At 73.3% G+C, this 21,302-nt stretch carries 18 protein-coding genes; 10 read left to right on the plus strand and 8 right to left on the minus strand.

Annotation, left to right across the window (positions count from 1 at the left end; translation table 11 throughout):
• Positions 1–31: 31 nt before the first annotated feature.
• Both IE326_RS37785 and IE326_RS37790 read left to right on the plus strand, forming a co-directional pair.
• Entirely contained in the window at positions 32–238 is a 207-nt protein-coding gene (locus tag IE326_RS37785) for a hypothetical protein (protein ID WP_190044781.1), read from the plus strand.
• Between the two features lie 273 nt (positions 239–511).
• The gene (locus IE326_RS37790) at positions 512–1,342 is read left to right on the plus strand and encodes a DUF2785 domain-containing protein (protein ID WP_229915849.1); all 831 of its coding nucleotides are present in this window, start codon (positions 512–514) and stop codon (positions 1,340–1,342) included.
• 538 nt (positions 1,343–1,880) lie between these two features.
• Here IE326_RS37790 and IE326_RS37795 read toward each other — a convergent pair.
• Positions 1,881–2,459 carry a DUF6368 family protein gene (locus IE326_RS37795; RefSeq protein WP_190044782.1) on the minus strand — a complete coding sequence of 193 codons (579 nt, stop codon included), beginning with the start codon at positions 2,457–2,459 and terminating at the stop codon, positions 1,881–1,883.
• Positions 2,460–2,692: 233 nt separating this feature from the next.
• On the minus strand, positions 2,693–4,189 hold the full coding sequence (gene xylB / locus IE326_RS37800) for a xylulokinase (protein ID WP_190044783.1): 1,497 nt from the start codon (positions 4,187–4,189) through the stop codon (positions 2,693–2,695).
• A gap of 137 nt (positions 4,190–4,326) precedes the next feature.
• Between xylB and xylA the strand changes: the two genes are divergently transcribed.
• Positions 4,327–5,499: a xylose isomerase gene (gene xylA, locus IE326_RS37805; RefSeq protein WP_150234518.1), complete on the plus strand. Its 1,173-nt coding sequence runs from the start codon at positions 4,327–4,329 to the stop codon at positions 5,497–5,499.
• Positions 5,500–5,577: 78 nt separating this feature from the next.
• On the opposite strand, the gene IE326_RS37810 is transcribed toward xylA, so the two are convergent.
• Both IE326_RS37810 and IE326_RS37815 read right to left on the minus strand, forming a co-directional pair.
• Entirely contained in the window at positions 5,578–6,606 is a 1,029-nt protein-coding gene (locus tag IE326_RS37810) for a LacI family DNA-binding transcriptional regulator (RefSeq protein WP_150234520.1), read from the minus strand.
• A 93-nt stretch (positions 6,607–6,699) separates the two neighbouring features.
• Positions 6,700–7,020 carry an L-rhamnose mutarotase gene (locus IE326_RS37815; protein ID WP_190044784.1) on the minus strand — a complete coding sequence of 107 codons (321 nt, stop codon included), beginning with the start codon at positions 7,018–7,020 and terminating at the stop codon, positions 6,700–6,702.
• Positions 7,021–7,190: 170 nt separating this feature from the next.
• On the opposite strand from IE326_RS37815, the gene rhaI reads away from it, so the two are divergent.
• The 6 genes from rhaI to IE326_RS37845 are packed head-to-tail and all read left to right on the plus strand — an operon-like array spanning position 7,191 to position 14,715.
• Positions 7,191–8,357 (plus strand): L-rhamnose isomerase, encoded by a 1,167-nt coding sequence (gene rhaI / locus IE326_RS37820; RefSeq protein ID WP_150234522.1) that lies wholly within the window; start codon positions 7,191–7,193, stop codon positions 8,355–8,357.
• A 50-nt stretch (positions 8,358–8,407) separates the two neighbouring features.
• The gene (locus IE326_RS37825; protein WP_190044785.1) at positions 8,408–10,453 is read left to right on the plus strand and encodes a bifunctional aldolase/short-chain dehydrogenase; all 2,046 of its coding nucleotides are present in this window, start codon (positions 8,408–8,410) and stop codon (positions 10,451–10,453) included.
• The gene (locus IE326_RS37830) at positions 10,450–11,934 is read left to right on the plus strand and encodes a rhamnulokinase (protein WP_190044786.1); all 1,485 of its coding nucleotides are present in this window, start codon (positions 10,450–10,452) and stop codon (positions 11,932–11,934) included. The genes IE326_RS37825 and IE326_RS37830 overlap by 4 nt, the downstream gene beginning before the upstream one ends.
• Positions 11,934–12,650 (plus strand): (Fe-S)-binding protein, encoded by a 717-nt coding sequence (locus IE326_RS37835; protein WP_150234528.1) that lies wholly within the window; start codon positions 11,934–11,936, stop codon positions 12,648–12,650. Before IE326_RS37830 ends, IE326_RS37835 begins: the two co-directional genes overlap by 1 nt.
• Positions 12,647–14,083 (plus strand): LutB/LldF family L-lactate oxidation iron-sulfur protein, encoded by a 1,437-nt coding sequence (locus tag IE326_RS37840; protein WP_190044787.1) that lies wholly within the window; start codon positions 12,647–12,649, stop codon positions 14,081–14,083. The genes IE326_RS37835 and IE326_RS37840 overlap by 4 nt, the downstream gene beginning before the upstream one ends.
• Entirely contained in the window at positions 14,080–14,715 is a 636-nt protein-coding gene (locus tag IE326_RS37845; RefSeq protein ID WP_150234532.1) for a LutC/YkgG family protein, read from the plus strand. The genes IE326_RS37840 and IE326_RS37845 overlap by 4 nt, the downstream gene beginning before the upstream one ends.
• A 12-nt stretch (positions 14,716–14,727) precedes the next feature.
• Here the strand turns inward: IE326_RS37845 and IE326_RS37850 are convergent, their stop codons facing one another.
• Genes IE326_RS37850 through IE326_RS37865 form a run of 4 tightly spaced genes read right to left on the minus strand, consistent with a single transcriptional unit; the run spans position 14,728 to position 18,987 of the window.
• The gene (locus IE326_RS37850; protein ID WP_150234534.1) at positions 14,728–15,753 is read right to left on the minus strand and encodes a LacI family DNA-binding transcriptional regulator; all 1,026 of its coding nucleotides are present in this window, start codon (positions 15,751–15,753) and stop codon (positions 14,728–14,730) included.
• 29 nt (positions 15,754–15,782) lie between these two features.
• Positions 15,783–16,697, minus strand: coding sequence for a carbohydrate ABC transporter permease (locus IE326_RS37855; RefSeq protein WP_150234536.1), 915 nt, complete (start codon positions 16,695–16,697; stop codon positions 15,783–15,785).
• On the minus strand, positions 16,694–17,677 hold the full coding sequence (locus tag IE326_RS37860) for a carbohydrate ABC transporter permease (RefSeq protein ID WP_150234537.1): 984 nt from the start codon (positions 17,675–17,677) through the stop codon (positions 16,694–16,696). The genes IE326_RS37855 and IE326_RS37860 overlap by 4 nt, the downstream gene beginning before the upstream one ends.
• Positions 17,674–18,987 carry an ABC transporter substrate-binding protein gene (locus IE326_RS37865; RefSeq protein WP_190044788.1) on the minus strand — a complete coding sequence of 438 codons (1,314 nt, stop codon included), beginning with the start codon at positions 18,985–18,987 and terminating at the stop codon, positions 17,674–17,676. The genes IE326_RS37860 and IE326_RS37865 overlap by 4 nt, the downstream gene beginning before the upstream one ends.
• Before the next feature lie 196 nt (positions 18,988–19,183).
• Here IE326_RS37865 and IE326_RS37870 point away from each other — a divergent pair, with 196 nt between their 5' ends.
• Complete coding sequence (locus IE326_RS37870) at positions 19,184–21,205, plus strand: beta-galactosidase (RefSeq protein ID WP_190044789.1); 2,022 nt, start codon at positions 19,184–19,186, stop codon at positions 21,203–21,205.
• Positions 21,206–21,302 lie beyond the last annotated feature (97 nt).

Genomic DNA, 21,302 nt, shown 5'->3' on the forward strand with positions numbered 1-21,302 from the left:
GCACCACACGCGAAAGACCCAGGGGGCCACCATGGTGGAAGAACTGACCGAGGCAGTCGTACGAGCCGCCGGCGCCGCAGCACGCGGCGTCGCCTCCCTCCTCTCCGTCCCCGAGACCTACTCGGCCGCCGCCGAACTCGCCGCCACCGAGGCCGAACGCCCCCGCGAACGCCCCGCCGACAAGAAGAAGACGGACGACGAGACCGCGAAGAACGGGGAGGACCGCGCGGAGGGCTGAGCCGTGGTCGGCGTCGGAGCCGTCGCCGCCTGCCGCCTGCACGAGTCGCAGGTCGGCGCCGGAATCGTTGCCGCCTGCCGCCGGCGCGAGTCGCAGGTCGGCGGCCCGGCGGATGTCGGTGGACGGTGTGCGGTGGCGGGTGCGGACCGGTGCTCCGTGGCCTGACCTGCCGCGCGAGCAGGGCAGGTGGCCGCCCCGGCCAGGGCCGACCGCCGCCCCGCATCCGTCCGATAATCGGTTGCCTTGTCGGAGGCGTTCCCCAAAGGTGAGGCGGTGACCAAGATCGACGACACGCCTTCCATCGACACGGCCCGCTGGCTGTACCTCTACGAGAACGACTGCCCCGCCCCGGCGGCGGCCGAACTTCCGGCCCTCGTCGCAGAACTGGCCGAGGCCCTCCGCCACCCGGACCCGGACATCCGCGATGGTGCCCCCTACGTGGTGCTGCGCACCTGGATCCGACGGGACGTCATCGACGAGCCGATGCGCGCCCGGCTGGGCACGGTGATGGCCGACCGGTTCGACGACCCCGAGATCCAGGCACGTACCTTCGCCCCGCTCGTGCTCGACATGATCGTCGGCCGCGGCGACTTCGACCCGGCGTGGCTCGCCGCCTTCCGGCGCTGGTTCCCCGCCGAGACGGACCTGCGCGGGTACGACCGCGAACTCGGCTGGCTCCACGCCGTCGCACACGGCGCCGACCTGCTGGGCGCCTTCGGGCTCCACCCGGAGGTCGACCCGAAGGAGGTGCTGGACCTGGCGGCGGAGCGGCTCGTGGCCCCGACCGACGAGATCTTCGCCCAGCAGGAAGACGACCGCCTCGCGCAAGGCATCGCCCGCACGCTGACCCGCCCGGAACTCTCCGAGGCCGAGGCCACCCGCTGGCTGGACGCGATCGAGACGGACTTCGCCGCCGGCCGGCGTGGTGCTCCCACCGTGGCCGCGCACACCTCCAACGCCATGCGCACACTCAGGATGCTGTACCTCCTCGCCGACACCGGCGTCCGGATCCACGGCGCCCCCGCCCCCGTACACCTCCCGCACGCGGAAGGGCTGAAGCGGCGCCTGACGGAGGTACTGGCCCTGGTCTTCCAGGGAGCATGACCGCAGGCGCCGCCGAGGGGTGCCCCTCTCCCAGGCTCCGCCCGGGACCCTGCGGGCGGATGGGCGTCCTGGCGGAGAGGCGCCGGCGGTCCTCCTCATGGAAGATCAGCGCCCCGCCGCCCTGAGGGACGGCCGAGGCTCCGAGGACTGCCCCGGCCCGCCATCCGGCCGTCGCCGGCGTTCGCGGTCACCGTTCGAGGTGGTCGATCAGTTTCGTCTCGCTTCGGTGCAGCCGGGCGCGCTCCTCCGGCGGGAGGGACGCCAGTGCGTCGACGAGGGAACGCGTCCGGGGTACGCGGACCATCGCACCCGAATAGATCCGGCACCCGGAGCACCAGGCCAGGCCGACGCACCGCTCGAACAAGGGGGAATCGGGAGGGTGGAGGCGGAACCGGTACGAGCGGACGGGAGTCCCGCAGGCGGCGCAGAGACGGCGGTCGCCGTCCTCGACCGTGTCCCAGGCCGCGACCTTCGTCCAGTGCCGCCGGCCTGCCGGTGCTCTTCAATTCGTCATGCGCGCCATTGTCCCTGACGGGCGCTACTTGACCAGGTGGAAGTCCGGATGCCGCAGCCATGCCGCCAGGAACTCCGCGTCACCGACGTGCCGGACCCCCCGCCCGCCGTCCCCGGTCTCGTACGGGACTTCCACGACCCTTCCGGGAAGGGCGGCGACCAACGCTCTCGCCCGGTCCGGAGACGCCCCCTCGTCCGTGTCGCCACAGGAGGCGGAGGAGACCAGGACACCGTCGAAGTCGACCAGTGCTTCGAGACGTCGGGCGAGTGCGAGCGCCAGGTGGCCGAGCAGCCGGTGGTTCGCCGGGCCCGAGCAGCCGGCACCGAGCACCAGCCCCTGCACCGGTGACCGGGAGAGGGCCGAGTAGTCCTCGTCCTCCCCCGGCGTCTCCTGGTCCTCCGTCAGGAAGAAGACGCCCACTCCGGTGGGATCCGGCACGGGGAACCCCACGGCCGAACCGTCCTCCACCCAGAAGTCCAGGGTGCCGCCGGCCTTGGCCTCGACCGGTCGGCAGAAGCTCTCCAGCCATGGCACGACGTCGGCCAGGATGTCCTCGAACGCGCGCCGCTCGAAGAGCAACAGTCCCACTGCAGGTCCCGACATGCCGCCCCCGTGTGTGGTGTTCTGGTGCCGCCCGGGTCGGGTGCGCGGTCGGACGCGCGGAGTTCGGGGCGGGTGGACCGTGGATCCAGGATCCAAAATCCCGGATCCAAAATTCCGGACCCTGGATCCAAAGTCTCGGATCTCGGATCCAGAATATTGGATCCAGGATCACGGATCCGACCCCCGAATCCCGACCCCCGGATCCCGGATCCCTGCCCCCCCTGCCCCCGCCCTCAGCCCAACAACCCCTGCCCAGCCGCCGCCAACACCCCCTCCACCCGCCCCCACGTCTCCTCGTCGCGGGCGACGGCCGGAAGGGTCTGACCGGTGCCGGTGCCCCAGGCGGTGGCGAGGGTGACGGGGTTCTGGCCGGTGGCCGCGGCGGCGGCGAGGGCGGCGGCGCCGAGGGCGACGAGTTCGGTGGCGGCGGGGAGGACGAGGGGGCGGCCGGAGAGGCGGCGGACGGTCTCGGTCCAGGTGCGGCCGCGGGCGCCGCCGCCGATGAGGCGGAGGGGGCGGTCGCGGACGGCGGGGTCGGCGGGGTCGAGGCCGCAGGCGGTGAGGAGGCCGTCGAGGGCGCGCAGGAGGGTGAAGGCGGCGCCTTCGTAGGCGGCGCCGAGGAGGGCGCGGGGGTCGGTGGTGTGGCGGAGGCCGGTGACGAGGCCGGAGGCGGCGGGGAGGTCGGGGGTGCGTTCGCCGTCGAGGTAGGGGAGGACGACGGTCTCGCCGCCGGGGAGGGCGTCCTCGCGGTCGAGGCCGAGGAGGCCGGCGAAGCGGTCGACGGCGAGGGTGCAGTTGAGGGTGCAGCCGAGCGGGAGGTACGTGCCGTCGGCGGCGGCGAAGCCGGCGAGGGCGGGGTCGGCGGGGCGGGTGCGGGTGGCGGCGAAGACGGTGCCGGAGGTGCCGAGGCTGACGACGGGGTGGTCGAGGAGGCCGCCGGTGCCGAGGCCGAGGCCGATGGCGGCGGCCATGTTGTCGCCGGTTCCGGCAGCGACGGCGACCGTGCGGGGCAGCCCCAGGGCTTCGGCGGCGGCCGCCGTGAGGCCGCCGACGCGGGTGGCGCCGGTGGGGGCCACCGTGGGCAGGTGGGCGGGGTCGAGGCCGAGGAGGGCGAGGACGTCGGGGTCGTAGGCGCCGTCGGCGGTGGCGTACCAGCAGGTGCCGGAGGCGTCGCCGGGGTCGGTGGCGGCCTCGCCGGAGAGGCGTTCGGTGAGCAGGTCGTGCGGGAGGCGGACGGCGGCGGTGGCCTCGGCGTGGTGGGGTTCGTGCTCGCGCAGCCACTGCCACTTGGCGGCGGTCATGGAGGCGACGGGGACGGAGCCGGTGCGGTCCAGCCAGGCCCCGGGGCCGCCGAGGCGGTCGGTGAGGGCGGCGGCCTGGGGGGCGGAGCGGGTGTCGTTCCAGAGGAGGGCGGGGCGCAGCGGCCGGTGGTCGGCGCCGAGGGCGACGAGGCCGTGCTGCTGGCCGGCGACGGCGATGCCGACGACGTCCTCGGGGTCGATGGCGCCTCCGGGTCCGGTGCCGGCGTCGTGGAGCGCCGCGCGGACGGCGGTGACCAGGGCGGTCCACCACTCCTCGGGGTCGCTCTCGCGGGCGCCGCCGGTGCCGGTGACGGTGTGCGGGGCGCGGCCGGTGCCGAGGACCCGGCCGGTGGCGGTGTCGACGGCGACGGCCTTGGTGGACTGCGTGGAGCTGTCCACACCGATCACGACGGAGCGGCTGACGGGCACGCCCTCACCTCTTCTCGTTCCTGCCGTTCGCCGCCCGGGGCTGGCGTCCCGGGGGCTGGTGGCGTATTAGTTGTCCCGGATTAGTTATCTCAGATAACAAATCCGGCCGCCAGTACCCGCCAGAAGAAGGACCCACCATGTCCGAGCGTTTCTCCCCCTCCCCCGAGGACCGTTTCACCTTCGGCCTCTGGACCGTCGGCTGGCAGGGCCGCGACCCCTTCGGAGACGCGACCCGTCCCGCCCTCGATCCGGTCGAGTCGGTCGAGCGGCTGGCCGCGCTCGGGGCGTACGGCGTCACCTTCCACGACGACGACCTCGTCCCCTTCGGCGCGCCGGAGGCGGAGCGCGAGGCCGTCGTGAAGCGGTTCCGGGACGCCCTCGACCGCACCGGCCTGAAGGTGCCGATGGCCACCACCAACCTCTTCACGCACCCGGTCTTCAAGGACGGCGCCTTCACCGCCAACGACCGGGACGTGCGCCGCTACGCGCTGCGCAAGACGATCCGGAACATCGACCTGGCCGTGGAGCTCGGCGCCACCACCTACGTCGCCTGGGGCGGGCGCGAGGGCGCCGAGTCGGGCGCGGCGAAGGACGTGCGGGTGGCCCTGGACCGCATGAAGGAGGCCTTCGACCTGCTGGGGCAGTACGTCACCGAGCAGGGCTACGACCTGCGCTTCGCCATCGAGCCCAAGCCGAACGAGCCGCGCGGCGACATCCTGCTGCCCACCATCGGCCACGCCCTCGCCTTCATCGAGCGGCTGGAGCGGCCGGAGCTGGTGGGCGTGAACCCGGAGACGGGCCACGAGCAGATGGCCGGGCTGAACTTCCCGCACGGCATCGCGCAGGCGCTGTGGGCGGGCAAGCTCTTCCACATCGACCTCAACGGCCAGTCCGGCATCAAGTACGACCAGGACTTCCGGTTCGGCGCGGGCGACCTGCGCCAGGCGTTCTGGCTGGTGGACCTGCTGGAGTCGGCGGGCTACTCCGGTCCGAAGCACTTCGACTTCAAGCCGGTGCGCACCGACGGCTTCGACGGCGTCTGGGAGTCGGCGAAGAACTGCATGCGCAACTACCTGGTCCTGAGGGAGCGGGCGGCGGAGTTCCGGGCCGACGCGGAGGTCCAGGAGGCGCTCGCGGCCTCCCGGCTGCCCGAGCTGGCCGTGCCGACCGCGCCCGAGGGGCTGGCCGGGCTGCTGGCCGACCCGACCGCGTACGAGACCTTCGACGTGGACGCGGCCGCCGGGCGTTCGATGGCCTTCGAGCGGCTCGACCAGCTCGCCCTGGAGCACCTGCTCGGCGTACGGCGCTGAGCCGGGGGCCCCTCGAAGCCCGGGGCCCGGCTCCCGCCGGAAAAGGGCCGGGGCCCGGGCTCCGAGGGGCGCCGGCGGTCAGCGGGGCACGAGGGTGGAGCGCCGGACGACCAGTTCCGGCTGGAGGACGAGCTGTTCGTGCCGGTGCTCCGCCGCGTCCTCGCCGGTCTCCTCCAGGAGGAGTTCGGCGGCCCGGGCCCCCAGGGTCAGGGCCGGCTGGCGCACGGAGGTGAGCGGTACGGTCGCGGCCGCCGCGAACTCGATGTCGTCGTAGCCGACGATCGCCATGTCCTCCGGGACCCGCACCCCGGCCGCGTACAGCGCCTGGAGGACGCCGAGGGCCAGCAGGTCGTTGGCGCAGAAGACGGCGGTGGGGCGGTCGGCGAGGCCGAGGAGGCGGGAGCCGGCGTCCCGGCCGGAGGCCACGTCGAGCCGGTCCGCCGGGATCTCCCGGAGGGCGCCGGCGGGCAGCCCGGCCTCGGCGAGCGCGAGCAGCGCGCCCTCGCGGCGGTCGCGGACCTGCTGGAGGCGGTCGGGTCCGCTGACGTAGGCGAAGGTGCGGTGGCCGGTGGCGGCGAGGTGGCGGATCGCGAGGGAGCCGCCGGCGACGTCGTCGACGGAGACCGAGCAGCCGCCGCCGTCGCCGCCGACCCGGTCGACCAGGACGTAGGGGATGCCGTGGCGGCGGAAGTCGCGGAGGTTGGCGCCGCTGGGGTCGGCGGGGGTGACGAGGACGCCCCGGACCCGCTGTTCCGCGAAGAGGGAGAGGTAGTCGGCCTCGTCGCCCGGGTTCTGGTCGCTGTTGCAGACCATGACGCCGAGTCCGGCGGCGCGGGCGGCGCGCTCGGCGCCGCGCGCGATGTCGACGAAGAAGGGGTTGCCCATGTCGAGGACGAGGAGCGCCACGATCCGGCTGCGGCCGGCCCGCAGCTGGCGGGCGGACTCGCTGCGCACGTAGCCGAGCCGGTCGATGACCCGGCGGACGTGCTCCAGGGTGGCCGGTGAGACCCGGTCGGGCTGGTTGATCACGTTGGAGACGGTGCCGACGGAGACGCCGGCCTCCCGCGCCACGTCCTTGATCCCGACCGTCCGCGCGGTGCCCGTCACCCGTCCCACCTGCGTCCCACCTGGTCGTCCGTCCTGCCCCGTACCGCCCCGGCCGTCCGGGGCCGCGGTCTGTCGCATCCTATGCGGCTCCGCTCACGCGAGGTGGAAGACCTCGGCCAGCGGGCGCATCGCCTCGTCCGGCCGGCGCCCGTCGAGCTCCTCGAAGAAGCCGACCATCCCGGCCTGCCAGCGGGCGTTGACCTCGGTGGCCTCCATGGCCGCCTTCGCCCGCTCGAAGTCCTCGGTCTCCAGATAGCCGACGAGGAGGCCGTCCTCGCGCAGGAAGAGCGAGTAGTTGCGCCAGCCGGCGGCGGTGAGCGCGTCGCGCATCTCCTGCCAGACCTCGGCGTGGCGGGCCCGGTACTCCTCCGTCCGTCCGGCGCGGACCTTCAGCAGGAAGCAGACCCTCTGCACGGCGGCTCCTCGGATCGCAGAGTCGAATGAAATGTTTCAGATTCCCCTCCACCGGACGCTAGGCCCCTGCCGCTTCCACGGTCAAGAACCTTGACGACACCTTGGTCGCGGACTACGTTCCCTCGCGAATGAATCGATTCATTGAATGCTCTGAACTCACCGAGGTGGACATGCCCGACATCGCCGCCGTGAAGGCCGCCCTCGCCGCCCAGCGGATCGAGACCCCCTCCTGGGGCTACGGGAACTCCGGGACCCGCTTCAAGGTGTTCGCCCGGCCCGGCGTGCCCCGGGACCCGTACGAGAAGCTGGACGACGCCGCCGAGGTCCACGCCCGCACCGGCGCCGCCCCCAGGGTGTCCCTGCACATCCCGTGGGACCGGGTCGACGACTACGCCGCCCTCGCCGCGTACGCGAAGGAGCGCGGCCTGGAACTGGGCGCGATCAACTCCAACACCTTCCAGGACGACGACTACCGGCTCGGCAGCGTCTGCCACCCCGACCCGAAGGTCCGCCGCAAGGCCGTCGACCACCTCCTCGACTGCGTCGACATCATGGACGCGACCGGGTCGAAGGACCTGAAGCTGTGGTTCGCGGACGGCACCAACTACCCGGGCCAGGACGACATCGCCGCCCGCCAGGACCGGCTCGCCGAGTCCCTCGCCGAGGTGTACGCGCGGCTCGGCGACGACCAGCGGATCCTCCTGGAGTACAAGCTCTTCGAGCCCGCCTTCTACGCCACGGACGTGCCGGACTGGGGCACCTCGTACGCCCACTGCCTCAGGCTCGGGCCGAAGGCGCGGGTCGTCGTGGACACCGGGCACCACGCGCCGGGCACCAACATCGAGTTCATCGTCGCCTTCCTGCTCCGCGAGGGGAGGCTCGGCGGCTTCGACTTCAACTCCCGCTTCTACGCCGACGACGACCTGATGGCGGGCGCCGCCGACCCCTTCCAGCTGTTCCGGATCATGCACGAGGTGGTCCGGGGCGGCGGTCTCGACCCGGCCGCGGGCGTGGCCTTCATGCTCGACCAGTGCCACAACGTCGAGGCGAAGGTGCCGGCCGTCATCCGCTCCGTGATGAACGTCCAGGAGGCCACCGCCAAGGCGCTCCTCGTCGACGCCGGCGCGCTCGCCGCCGCCCAGCGGGCCGGTGACGTCCTCGCCGCGAACGCCGTGCTGATGGACGCGTACAACACGGACGTACGCCCCCTGCTGCGCGAACTCCGCGAGGAGCGGGGCCTCGACCCCGACCCCGTCGCCGCCACCCTCCGCTCCGGGCGCCTGGAGCGGATCGCCGCCGAACGCGTCGGCGGCGCCCAGGCCGGCTGGGGCGCGTGACCCCTCCGCCGCCGTCCCCCCTCCCCCGCCCTCCACGAAGGAAGACCGCCATGACATCCGGCCCCCCTCCCGAGGTCGCCGCGCTCCTCGCCCGCGCCCACCGCCTCGGCGCCGACCCGACCGTCACCAACTACGCGGGCGGCAACGCCTCCGCCAAGGGCCGCGCCACCGACCCGGTCACCGGCTCGGACACCGGGCTGATGTGGGTGAAGGGCTCCGGGGGCGACCTCGGCACCCTCACCGAGGACGGCCTCGCCGTCCTCCGCCTCGACCGGCTGCGCGCCCTCGTGGACGTCTACCCGGGGGTGGAGCGGGAGGACGAGATGGTCGCCGCCTTCGACCATTGCCTGTACGGCAAGGGCGGCGCGGCCCCCTCCATCGACACCGCCATGCACGGCCTGGTGGACGCGGCGCACGTGGACCACCTGCACCCCGACGCCGGGATCGCGCTGGCCTGCGCCGCCGACGGCGAGAAGCTGACCGCCGAGTGCTTCGGCGACACCGTGGCCTGGGTGCCGTGGCGGCGGCCCGGTTTCCAGCTCGGCCTGGACATCGCCGCCGTCAAGGCCGCGCACCCGCGGGCCGTCGGCGTGGTCCTCGGCGGGCACGGCATCACCGCCTGGGGCGAGACCTCCGAGGAGTGCGAGCGCAACGCGATGCACATCGTCCGGGGCGCCGCGGCGTTCCTCGCCGAACGCGGCCGCCCCGAGCCCTTCGGACCGGAGACCGAGGGGTACGGGCCGCTGCCCGAGGAGGAGCGCCGGGAGCGGGCCGCCGCCCTCGCCCCGTACGTACGGGCGCTCGCCTCCCAAGGCCGCCCGCAGATCGGCCACTTCACCGACTCCGCGACCGTCCTGGACTTCCTGGCCCGCGCGGAGCACCCGCGCCTGGCCGCCCTGGGCACCTCGTGCCCCGACCACTTCCTGCGCACCAAGGTCCGGCCGCTGGTCCTGGACCTGCCGCCGGCCGCCCCGCTGGACGAGGCCGTGGCCCGGCTGCGGGAGCTGCACGCGGAGTACCGGGAGGAGTACGCCGCCTACTACGCGCGGCACGCCACCGCCGACTCCCCCGCCATGCGCGGCGCCGACCCCGCGATCGTGCTGGTCCCCGGCGTCGGCATGTTCTCCTTCGGCAAGGACAAGCAGACCGCGCGGGTGGCGGGCGAGTTCTACGTCAACGCGATCAACGTGATGCGCGGCGCCGAGGCGGTCTCCTCCTACGCCCCCATCGAGGAGGCGGAGAAGTTCCGCATCGAGTACTGGGAGCTGGAGGAGGCCAAGCTGCGGCGGATGCCGGCGCCCAAGCCGCTCGCCACGCGCGTCGCCCTGGTGACGGGTGCGGGTTCCGGCATCGGCAGGGCCATCGCCCGCCGGCTGGTCGCCGAGGGTGCCTGTGTGGTCGTCGCCGACCTGAACGGCGACAACGCCACCGCCGTGGCCGAGGAGTTGGGCGGTCCGGACAGGGCGGTCGCGGTGACGGTGGACGTGACGGACGAGGAGCAGATCGCCGCCGCGTTCCGGGCCGCCGTCCTCGCCTTCGGCGGCGTCGACCTCGTCGTCAACAACGCCGGCATCTCGATCTCCAAGCCGCTCCTGGAGACCACGGCCCGCGACTGGGACCTCCAGCACGACATCATGGCCCGCGGCTCCTTCCTCGTCTCCCGCGAGGCCGCCCGGGTCATGACCGCGCAGGGCCTCGGCGGCGACATCGTCTACATCGCCTCCAAGAACGCCGTCTTCGCCGGGCCGAACAACATCGCCTACTCCGCCACCAAGGCCGACCAGGCCCACCAGGTGCGCCTCCTCGCAGCCGAGTTGGGCGAGCACGGCATCCGGGTCAACGGCGTCAACCCCGACGGCGTCGTGCGCGGCTCCGGGATCTTCGCCGCCGGCTGGGGCGCCCAGCGCGCCGCCACCTACGGCATCGAGGAGGAGGAGCTCGGCGCGTTCTACGCCCGGCGCACCCTTCTCAAGCGCGAGGTCCTCCCCGAGCACGTCGCCAACGCGGTCTTCGCCCTCACCGGCGGCGACCTCACCCACACCACCGGACTCCACGTCCCCGTCGACGCCGGCGTCGCCGCCGCCTTCCTGCGGTGAGCGGGCGGACGGGCCGTTTCGCGGCGGCCGACCTCGGGGCCACCAGCGGGCGGGTGATCACCGGCCTGGTCGGTCCGGACACCCTGGAGCTGGCCGAGGTCCACCGCTTCCCCAACGTGCCGGTGCGGCTGCCGGACGGGCTGCGCTGGGACGCGCTCGCCCTCTTCCAGGGCATCCTGGACGGGCTGCGGACGGCGGCCCGTCCCGGGCCGGTGGACTCGGTCGGGGTGGACTCCTGGGCCGTGGACTACGGGCTGCTCGACGCGGACGGGGCGCTGCTCGGCGCCCCGTACCACTACCGCGACGGGCGGACCGACGGGGTCGCGGAGGGGGTGTGGGAGCGGGCCGGGGGCGCGACGGAGCTGTACCGGACGACCGGGCTCCAGCACCTGCCGTTCAACACCGTCTTCCAGCTGGCCTCCGCCGCCGGGAGCGCCCAACTGGGTGCGGCGCGGACGCTGTTGCTGATGCCGGACCTGTTCACGCACTGGCTGACGGGGTCGGTGGGCGCGGAGGAGACGAACGCGTCGACGACCGGGCTCCTCGACGTGCGGACCGGCGGCTGGGCCGGGGGGCTGGCCGGCCGGCTGGGGATCGCCCGGGGGCTGCTGCCGCCGCTGCGGTCGCCCGGCGACCCGGCGGGCACGCTGCTGCCGCACGTCGCCGCGTACACGGGACTGCCGGAGGGGACGCCGGTGACGGCGGTCGCCTCGCACGACACGGCCTCGGCGGTGGTGGCGGTGCCCACGACGGAGCCGGACACCGCCTTCGTGTCCTGCGGCACCTGGTCGCTGGCGGGCCTGGAGCTGCCGGGACCGGTGCTGACGGAGGAGGCGCGGGCGGCGAACTTCACCAACGAGCGGGGCGTGGACGGCACCGTCCGGTTCCTGCGGAACGTGATGGGGCTGTGGCTGTGGGAGGAGTGCCGCCGCACCTGGGAGGGGCGGGGACACCCGGTGGACCTGCCGTCGCTGCTCGAACGGGCGGCCGGGGAGCGTCCGTTCGCTTCCCTGATCGATCCGGACGCGCCGGAGTTCCTGGCGCCCGGGGACATGCCGGAGCGGATCGCGGAGTTCTGCCGGCGCACCGGGCAGCCGGTGCCCGGGGGGCCCGCGGCGGTGCTGCGGTGCGTCCTCGAATCACTGGCCGTGGCGCACCGCCGCACCCTGCGGCGGGCCGCCGCCCTCGCCGGGCGGGACCCGCGCCGGATCCACCTGGTGGGCGGCGGGGCCCGGAACGCGCTGCTGTGCCAGTGGACGGCGGACGCGACCGGACTGCCGGTGACGGCGGGCCCGGTGGAGGCGACCGCGCTGGGGAACGTGCTGGTCCAGGCGCGGGCCGCGGGGCTGGTCGGCGACCTGCCCGCCGTGCGTCGCCTGGTCGCCGCGACCCAGCCCCTGCGACACTACGCACCGCGGGGCGACGGCTCCGCCTGGGACCGGGCCGCCGCCCGTCTCGAACCGTCCCCGAGGAACTGCTGATGCGCGTCGCCCTCTTCGTCACCTGCGTCAACGACGCGGTCTTCCCGTCGACCGGGGTGGCCACCGTCCGGCTGCTCGAACGCCTCGGCGTGGAGGTGGACTTCCCCGCCGCGCAGACCTGCTGCGGGCAGCCCCAGTTCAACACCGGCTACCGCGAGGAGACCCGGCCGCTGGTGCGGCGCACGGTCCGCGCCTTCGAGGGGTACGACCACGTGGTCGTCCCGTCGGGTTCGTGCGCGGCGATGGTCCGCCACCACTATCCGGCCTTCGGCCCGGAGGCGGCGGCGCTCGGGCCGCGCACGTACGAGCTGACGGAGTTCCTCGTCGACGTGCTGGGCGTGACGGACGTCGGCGCGTACTTCCCGCACAAGGTCACGTACCACCCGTCCTGTCACGGGCTGCGGATGCTCGGCCTCGGCGAGCGGCCGCGCCGGCTCCTGGAGGCGGTGAAGGGCCTGGAGCTGGTGGAGCTGCCGGGGGCGGAGGAGTGCTGCGGCTTCGGCGGCACCTTCGCGGTGAAGAACCCGGACGTGTCGGCGGCGATGGGCGCGGACAAGATCGCGAACGCGGTCTCGACCGGCGCCGGGGTGCTGTGCGGCGCGGACAACTCCTGCCTGCTGCACGTCGGCGGCATGCTGAGCCGGCAGGGGGCGCCGCTGCGGGCGGTGCACCTGGCGGAGATCCTGGCGAGCACGGAAGAGGAGCCCTTCGCATGAGCGGGATTTTCGTCGGCATGCCGGCCTTCCCGAAGGCCGCGCGCGAGGCCGTGCAGGACGGCACGCTGCGCGCGAACCTGCGGCACGCCACGCACACCATCCGCGACAAGCGGGCGCGGGCGGTGGCGGAGCTGGCGGACTGGGCGGAGCTGCGGGAGGCCGGGAAGCGCATCAAGGACCGGACGCTCCGTCACCTCGACACGTATCTGATCCAGTTGGAGGAGGCGGTGACGGCGGCCGGCGGGACGGTGCACTGGGCGGCGGACGCCGCCGAGGCCAACCGGATCGTCACCGAGCTGGTGAAGGCGACCGGCGAGAGCGAGGTCGTCAAGGTCAAGTCGATGGCCACGCAGGAGATCGGGCTCAACGAGCACCTGGAGGCCGAGGGCATCCGCGCCTACGAGACCGACCTCGCCGAGCTGATCGTGCAGCTCGGCGAGGACCGGCCCTCGCACATCCTGGTCCCGGCCATCCACCGCAACCGGGGCGAGATCCGCGACATCTTCCGCGAGGAGATGGGCAAGTGGGGCCGCCAGGCGCCCGACGGCCTGTCGGACTCCCCCGCCGAGCTGGCGGAGGCGGCCCGGCTGCACCTGCGGGAGAAGTTCCTGCGGGCCAAGGTCGGGATCTCCGGCGCGAACTTCATGGTCGCCGAGACCGGCACCCTCGTCGTCGTCGAGTCCGAGGGCAACGGCCGCATGTGCCTCACCCTCCCCGAGACCCTGATCTCCGTCGTCGGCATCGAGAAGGTCGTCCCCACCTGGCGCGACCTGGAGGTCTTCCTCCAGACCCTCCCCCGCTCCTCCACCGCCGAACGCATGAACCCGTACACGAGCACGTGGACGGGGACGACCGACGGCGACGGCCCGAAGACCTTCCACCTGGTCCTCCTCGACAACGGCCGCACCGACGCCCTCGCCGACGAGGTCGGCCGCCAGGCGCTGCGCTGCATCCGCTGCTCCGCCTGCCTCAACGTCTGCCCGGTGTACGAGCGGGCCGGCGGCCACGCGTACGGCTCCGTCTACCCCGGCCCGATCGGCGCGATCCTCACCCCGCAGCTGCGCGGCACCACCAGCGAGATCGACGCCTCCCTGCCGTACGCGTCCTCCCTGTGCGGCGCCTGCTACGAGGTGTGCCCCGTCGCCATCGACATCCCCGAGGTGCTGGTGCACCTGCGGGAGAAGGTCGCCGGGCAGGGCGGGAAGGGGCACCGGCTGGAGAAGGCGGCGATGAAGGCCGCCGGGTGGGTCCTCGACCGCCCGGACGTCCTCGCGGCCGGCGAACGCCTCGCCTCGAAGACCCGCACGCTGCACCCGAGGAAGCTGCCGGGGCCCGGGGCCCGGCAGTGGACCGGGAGCCGCGACCTGCCCGAGATGCCCGCCGCACCCTTCCGCGACTGGTGGAAGAAGAACCGCACAGGAGACGACGCATGAGCCGGGACTCCCGCGAGCGGATCCTCTCCCGGATCCGGTCCGCCGTCGGCGGCGCCCCCGAGGCGCCGGAGGTGCCCCGCGCGTACCTCTCCCGCCACGCCCCCGAGGACCCGGACGCGGTGCTCGACCTGCTGCACGAGAACCTCGCCGACTACCGGGCCCACGTCCACCGCACCGACGGGGCCGGGCTGCCCGCGCTGATCGGGCGTCTCCTGGAGGAGCGCGGAGCCCGTACGGTCGTGGTGCCGGACGGGCTGCCCGCGCGGTGGCCTGCCGCCTGGGCGGCGGAGCCCGTACCGGACACCGGTCTCACCGCGACGGCCCTGGACGCCGTCGACGCCGTGGTGACGGGGTGCGCGCTCGCGGTCGCCGAGACGGGGACGATCGTCCTCGACGGCGGTCCCGGGCAGGGGCGGCGCGCGCTGACCCTCGTGCCGGACCTGCACGTGTGCGTGGTGCGCGAGGACCAGGTCGTCGCCTCCGTGCCGGAGGCGCTGCCCCGGCTGGATCCGCTGCGGGCGCTGACCTGGATCTCGGGGCCGTCCGCGACCAGCGACATCGAGCTGGACCGGGTCGAGGGCGTGCACGGGCCCCGGACCCTGGAGGTCGTCCTGGTCCGGGGCCCGGTGTAGCGCTCGGCGGGGTCAGGCGGAGTCGCGGACCACCAGTTCCGTGGGGAGGATGACGGTGGCCGGGTCCTCGCCCGCTATCCGGGCCAGGAGGGTGCGGACCATCTCGGCGCTGATCCGGTCCCACGGCTGCCGGATGGTGGTCAGCGGCGGCTGGGAGGAGAGCGCGGCCGGGGAGTCGTCGAAGCCGCCGACGGCGATGTCCTCGGGGACCCGCCTGCCCGTCCGGGCGAGGGCGTCGAGGACGCCCTGGGCCATCAGGTCGGAGGCGACGAAGACGGCGTCGGTGTCGGGGGCCCGCGCCAGGAGGGTGCGGGCGGCCTCGGCGCCGCTGGCGCGGCTGTAGTCGCCGGTGACGACGAGGTCCTCGTCGGCGGGCAGGCCGCACTCGGCGAGGGTCTCGCGGTAGCCGGCGAGCCGTTCGACGCCGCCGGGGGTGTCGAGCGGGCCGGTGACGGTGGCGATGCGGCGGCGCCCGGTGGCGTACAGGTGGCGGACCATCTCGCGGGCGCCGTCGCGGTCGTCGGCGGCGACGTAGCCGATGCGGGTGGTCTGGCCGAGCGGCTTGCCGCAGGCGACGACGGGGACGCCCGCCTCGTGGAGCCGGGCCACGACCGGGTCGCCGGAGTGGCTGGAGACGAGGAGGACGCCGTCGACGTGGCCGGCCTCGATGTAGCGGAGGTTGCGGCGGCGTTCGTCCTCGGTGCCCGCGATCATCAGGATCAGGGGGATGTCGCGGTCGGCGAGGGCCTGGGTGCAGGCGCGCAGGAGGACGTTGAAGTTGGGGTCCTCGAAGAAGCGCTCCTGCGGCTCGGTGAGGAGGAAGGCGACCGAGTCCGACTTGCCGGTGATCAGCGAGCGGGCGTGCCGGTTGACGACGTACCCCGTTCTCCGGATCGCGGCGTCGACGGCCGCCTTCGCGGCGGGGCTGACGTAGTGGCCGCCGTTGAGGACGCGGGAGACGGTGCCCCGGGAGACGCCGGCCTCCCGGGCCACGTCGTGGATGGTGGCGGGGCGGCGCCTGCTCGCTGCTGTGCTCATGCTGTGTGTTTCCCCTCGGTCCCCTGTGCTCAGGACTTTACGGCGCCGGACAGCAGATCGAGGCTCCAGAACCGCTGGATGACGAGGAAGAGCGCGATCAGGGGGACGACGGCGAGCAGGGCGCCGGTGATGACGAGGGTGTAGAGGGCGGGCTGGCTGGCACCCTGCTTGAGGAGGGTGAAGAGGCCGACGGTCATGGGGAACTTCTCGTCGTCGCCGAGCATGATGAACGGCAGCAGGAAGTTGTTCCAGATGGCGACGAACTGGAAGAGGAAGATCGTCACCAGGCCGGGGGCGAGCAGGGGGACGGCGATCCGGCTGAAGATCCGCCACTCGCCCGCGCCGTCGACGCGGCCGGCCTCGACGAGCTCCATCGGGATGGCGGCCTCGGCGTAGATGCGGCCGAGGTAGACGCCGTACGGGGAGAGGATCAGCGGCAGCAGGACGGAGACGTGGCTGTCGGTGAGGTCGGCCTCGGCCATGAGCAGGTACTGCGGGATGGCGAGGATCACCGGGGGCATGAGGACGCCGGTGAGCATGACGTTGAAGAAGAGCTCGCGGCCGCGGAAGCGGTAGACGGCGAGGCCGTAGCCGGCGAAGGCGGAGACCGCGGTCGACAGGAGGGCGCCGAGGCCGGCGTAGAGGACGGAGTTGCCCATCCACTTCCAGTAGATGCCGTCGCGGTAGGCGGTGAGGTCGCCGAGGTTGTCGGCGAAGCCGCTGCCCGGGAGGAAGGTGAAGGTGGAGAAGAGCTCGTCGTCGGCCTTGGTGGCGGCGACGACGACCCAGGCGACGGGGAGCAGGCAGTAGAGGGCGCCGAGGACGAGGGCGGCGGTCGGCAGCAGGGCGGTGCGGCGGGGACGCGGGGGTCCCTGCGGGACGCCGGGGGTGCTGCCGGCGGCCGGGGCGGCCTTGCGGAGCGTCGGGGAGGCGAGCCCGGTCATCGGCTGGCTCCTTGCGTGGTGCGGCGGTTGGAGATCCTGAGGAGGGCGAAGGAGAGCGCGAAGGTGGCGAGGGCCAGGACGACGGCCGTGGCGGAGGCCGCGTGGATGTTCCCGCCGGTGAACGCGTCGTTGTAGACCTTCATCAGGGGGCTCCAGGTGGAGGGGATGCCGTTGGTGAGCGGCTTGAGCGTCATCGGCTCGTTGAAGACCTGGAGGGTGGCGATGATCGAGAAGAAGAAGGTGAGGACCAGGGAGGGCACCACCATCGGGATCTTGATGCGGAGCGCGATCTGGAGCTCGGAGCAGCCGTCGAGCTTGGCCGCCTCGTACACCTCGGCGGGCAGGGCGCGCAGCGCGGTGTAGATGACGATCATGTTGAAGCCGGTGCCGCCCCAGACGGCGATGTTGGACATCGCCAGGTAGAGGGGGCCGCCGTCCATGAGGTCGGGCTGCGGGAGGCCGGCCTTCTCCAGGAGGTGGTGGAAGGGGCTGACGTCGGGGAGGTAGAGGAAGCCCCACAGGACGGCGGCGATGACGCCGGGGACGGCGTACGGGAGGAAGATCGCGAGCCGCGCGAAGGACCGGCCCCGGACGCGCTGGGAGTCGAGCAGCAGCGCGAAGAGGAGCGCGAGGCCGAGCATGACGGGCACGACGATGGCGCCGTAGCCGAGGACCCGCAGGGAGCTGGCGAGGAACTCGGAGTCGGTGAGGGCGGAGGCGTAGTTCTCCAGGCCGGCCCAGACCTCGGACTTGGCGCCCTTGCCGAGGCCCAGCCCCTTGATCTCGACCTTGTGGAAGCTGAGCCAGACCGCGTAGCCGATGGGCAGCGCGAAGAAGAGGAGGAAGAGGACGGCGGCGGGGAGGAGGAAGAAGTAGGGGGCGCTTCGCGCTCGTTCGAGGGCGGTGGTGGGCGACGGGTGGGCGTACGGGGCCGTCCTGGCCCCGTACGCCCGGCGCGCGCCCTTGGGGGGCTGCGTCACTTGGCGACCTCGAAGCCCTGCTTGGTGAGGTCGTTCACCGTGGTGTCCTGGACGGCGGCGAGGGCCTCGCCGAAGGCGGCGGCGGTCTTGGCCTTGGCCGCCTTGCCGAACTCGTCCTTGAAGGCGGTGTAGGCGACGTTGACGTTGGGGCCCCAGGCGGCGGGGGCGGTGGTCTTCGCTATCTCGGCGGCCTCGGTGTAGAAGTCGGGCTGGCCGGCGAAGTAGCCGGGGGCCTTGGCGAGGGCGCCGCTGGTCTGGGCCGCGGTGGCGGCCGGGTAGATGCCGCTCTCCTTGACGAGGGCGGCGAGGGCCTCGGGGTCGGTGTTGAGCCAGGTGGCGAACTGCGCGGCGGCGGCCTTGTGCTTCGAGTCGGTGGTGACGGCGGTGGAGGAGCCGCCCCAGCTGCCGGTGGCGTTCTCGCCCGCGCTCCACTGCGGAAGGGGGGCCATGGCCCACTTGCCCTTGGTGTCGGGGGCGGCGGTGGTGAGGACGCCGGGGGCCCAGACGGCGGAGACCCAGGCGAGCTGTTCGCCGGTGTTGAGGGCGTTGTTCCAGGCGGGGGTGTACATGGGCTGGTTGTCGACGGCGCCCTCGGCGACCAGGCCGCCCCAGAAGTCGGTGACCTTCTTGGTGGCGGCGTCGTCGACGCCGACCTTCCAGGTGTCGCCCTCGAAGGTCCACCACTTGGCGCCGGCCTGCTGGGAGAGGCCGGCGAAGAGGCCGGCGTCGTTGGCGGAGAAGGTGGTGAGGGCCTTCTTCGGGGCCTTCTTCTTGAGGGCGCGGGCGGTCTCGGCGAACTGGTCCCAGGTGGTGGGGACGGTGAGGCCGTACTGCTCGAAGAGGTCCTTGCGGTAGAAGAACATCAGCGGGCCGGAGTCCTGGGGCAGGGCGTAGACGGCGTCGCCGCCGAAGGTGGTCTGCTGCCAGACGCCGGGGGCGAAGTGCTTCTCGGCGCCCTGGACCTCGTCGGAGATGTCGGCGAGGGCGTCGTTGCTGACCAGGGTGGGGAGGGCCTGGTACTCGGCCTGGACGAGGTCCGGGCCCTTGTGGGCCTTGGCGGCCGTGATGATCTTGGTGACGAGGTCGTCGCCGGACGCCTGCTTCTGCACCGTGATCTGGATGTCGGGGTGCTCGGCGTTCCAGAGGGCGGCGACCTTGTCCATGCCGGGCGCCCAAGCCCAGTAGGTGAGCTTCACGGGGCCGCTGTCGGCGCCCGCCTCGCCGTCGGAGGAGCCGCAGGCGGTGAGCGCGGTGGCGCCGAGGAGGACGGCGGTGGCTGCGGCGAGGCTGCGGCGCGTGATCTGGGGCATGGGTGGATCTCCCTGACCGAAAGGGGCCTCTCCTTCGGACGAAGAGGCCGACCATGCATCTGTGAGCGTTCACAGTAGAGAAACGTTCCGGACACTTGTCAATGGTTGTTCCTGTGCGGTTATGTTGCGTTGCCACATCGAAATCTGGTGTGTGAACGTTCCCAGGAACGCACCAGCACGCGCACAGGAGAGACTCATGTCGCCGACGACCCCCAAGGGCCTGACCCGGCTCGCGTTCGGCGGGGACTACAACCCCGAGCAGTGGCCGGAAAGCGTCTGGCAGGAGGACGTACGGCTCATGCAGGAGGCCGGCGTCACCCTGGTGAGCGTCGGGATCTTCTCCTGGGCGCTCTTGGAGCCCGAGCGGGGCCGGTACGACTTCGGCTGGCTCGACCGGGTCCTCGACCTGCTGCACGCACACGGCATCCGGGTCGACCTCGGCACCCCCACGGTCGCCCCGCCCGCCTGGTTCTACCGCGCCCACCCCGAGGCACTGCCCGTCACCGCCGAAGGCGTCCGGCTCGCGTACGGCTCGCGCGGGACGATCTGCCACAGCTCCCCCGCCTACCGCGAGGCTGCCGCCCGGATCACCACCGAACTGGCCCGCCGCTACGCCGGCCACCCCGCGCTCGCCCTCTGGCACGTCCACAACGAGTACGGCGTCCCCGTCAGCGCCTGCTACTGCGACGGCTGCGCCGCGCACTTCCGGCGCTGGCTGGACGGCACGTACGGCTCCGTCGAGGCCGTGAACGAGGCGTGGGGAACCGCCTTCTGGGGCCAGCGGTACGGCTCGTACGAGGAGATCCTGCCGCCCCGCGCCACCGCCACCGTCGGCAACCCGGCCCAGCGGCTCGACTACCGCCGCTTCGCCGACGCCACCCTCCGCGAGAACTTCAGGGCGGAGCGGGACATCCTGCACGAGCTGTCCCCGGGCATCCCGGTCACCACCAACTTCATGACCGCGCTCAGCCAGTGCGACTCCATCGACTACTGGGCCTGGGGCCGCGAGGTCGACCTCGTCACCAACGACCACTACCTGATCACCGACGGCCGGCGCACCCACGTCAACCTCGCCATGGCCGCCGACCTCACCCGCTCCGTCGCCGGCGGCGCGCCCTGGCTGCTCCTGGAGCACTCCACCTCGGGCGTCAACTGGCAGCCCCGCAACCCCGCCAAGCGCCCCGGCGAGATGGCCCGCAACTCCCTCGCCCACGTCGCCCGCGGCTCCGAGGGCGCGATGTTCTTCCAGTGGCGGCAGGGCCGGCGCGGAGCCGAGAAGTTCCACTCGGCGATGGTTCCGCACGGCGGCACCGACACCCGGATCTGGCGCGAGGTCGTCGCCCTCGGCGCGGACCTGGAGGCCCTGGAGGAGATCCGGGGCAGCCGGACCGTGCCCGACGTGGCGATGCTGTGGGACTGGCACTCCTGGTGGGCGCAGTCCCTGGAATGGCGGCCGAACGAGGCGCACGACGCCCGCGAGCGCGCCGACAGCTTCTACGAGGCCCTCTACGACCGGCACCTCACCGTGGACTTCGCCCACCCCGAGGCCGACCTCTCCGCCTACCCGCTGGTCGTCGTGCCCGCGCTCTACCTGATGACGGAGGCCGCGGGGCAGAACCTGCGGGAGTACGTGGAGAACGGCGGCACCCTCGTCGTCTCGTACTTCTCCGGCATCGTCGACGAACACGACGCCGTCCACCCCGGTGCCTACCCGGGCGCCCTGCGGGACGTCCTCGGCCTCACCGTCGACGAGTGGTCGCCGCTCCTGGACCACCAGCGGGTCGGGATCACCGGCCCCGGCGGGGCCGCGCTCACCGGCGACGTGTGGACCGAGTTCGTCCGGCCGCGCGGCGCCGAGACCGTCTGGACGTACGCGGACGGCCCGGCCGCCGGCGGACCCGCCGTCACCCGGCACCGGCTCGGCCGGGGCACCGCCTGGTACGTCTCCACCCGCCTCGACGCGGCCTCGCTGGACGCGATCGTGGCGGCGGCCTCCGAGGACGCCGGAGTGCCCGACCGGGCCGCGCTCCCGCGCGACGTGGAGGTCGTGCGCCGGGCCGGCGCCGACGGCCTGCACCTCTTCGTCCTCAACCACACGGACGCGGAGGCGAAGGTCGCGCTGGACGACCCGGGTACGGAGCTGCTCACCGGAGGTGCGGTGAGCGGGACGCTCGCCGTTCCGGCGGGGGGCGTCCGGGTCGTCCGGCTGGAGGGCTGACGGGCCGGGTCCTGGATCCAAAATTCAGGGCCTAGAAGCCCGGATCCAGAAGGTCGGATCCAAGATCCCGGATCCAAGATCCCGGATCCAGAATCCA

The organism is Streptomyces filamentosus, from assembly GCF_014654895.1.
Lineage (GTDB): Bacteria > Actinomycetota > Actinomycetes > Streptomycetales > Streptomycetaceae > Streptomyces > Streptomyces filamentosus.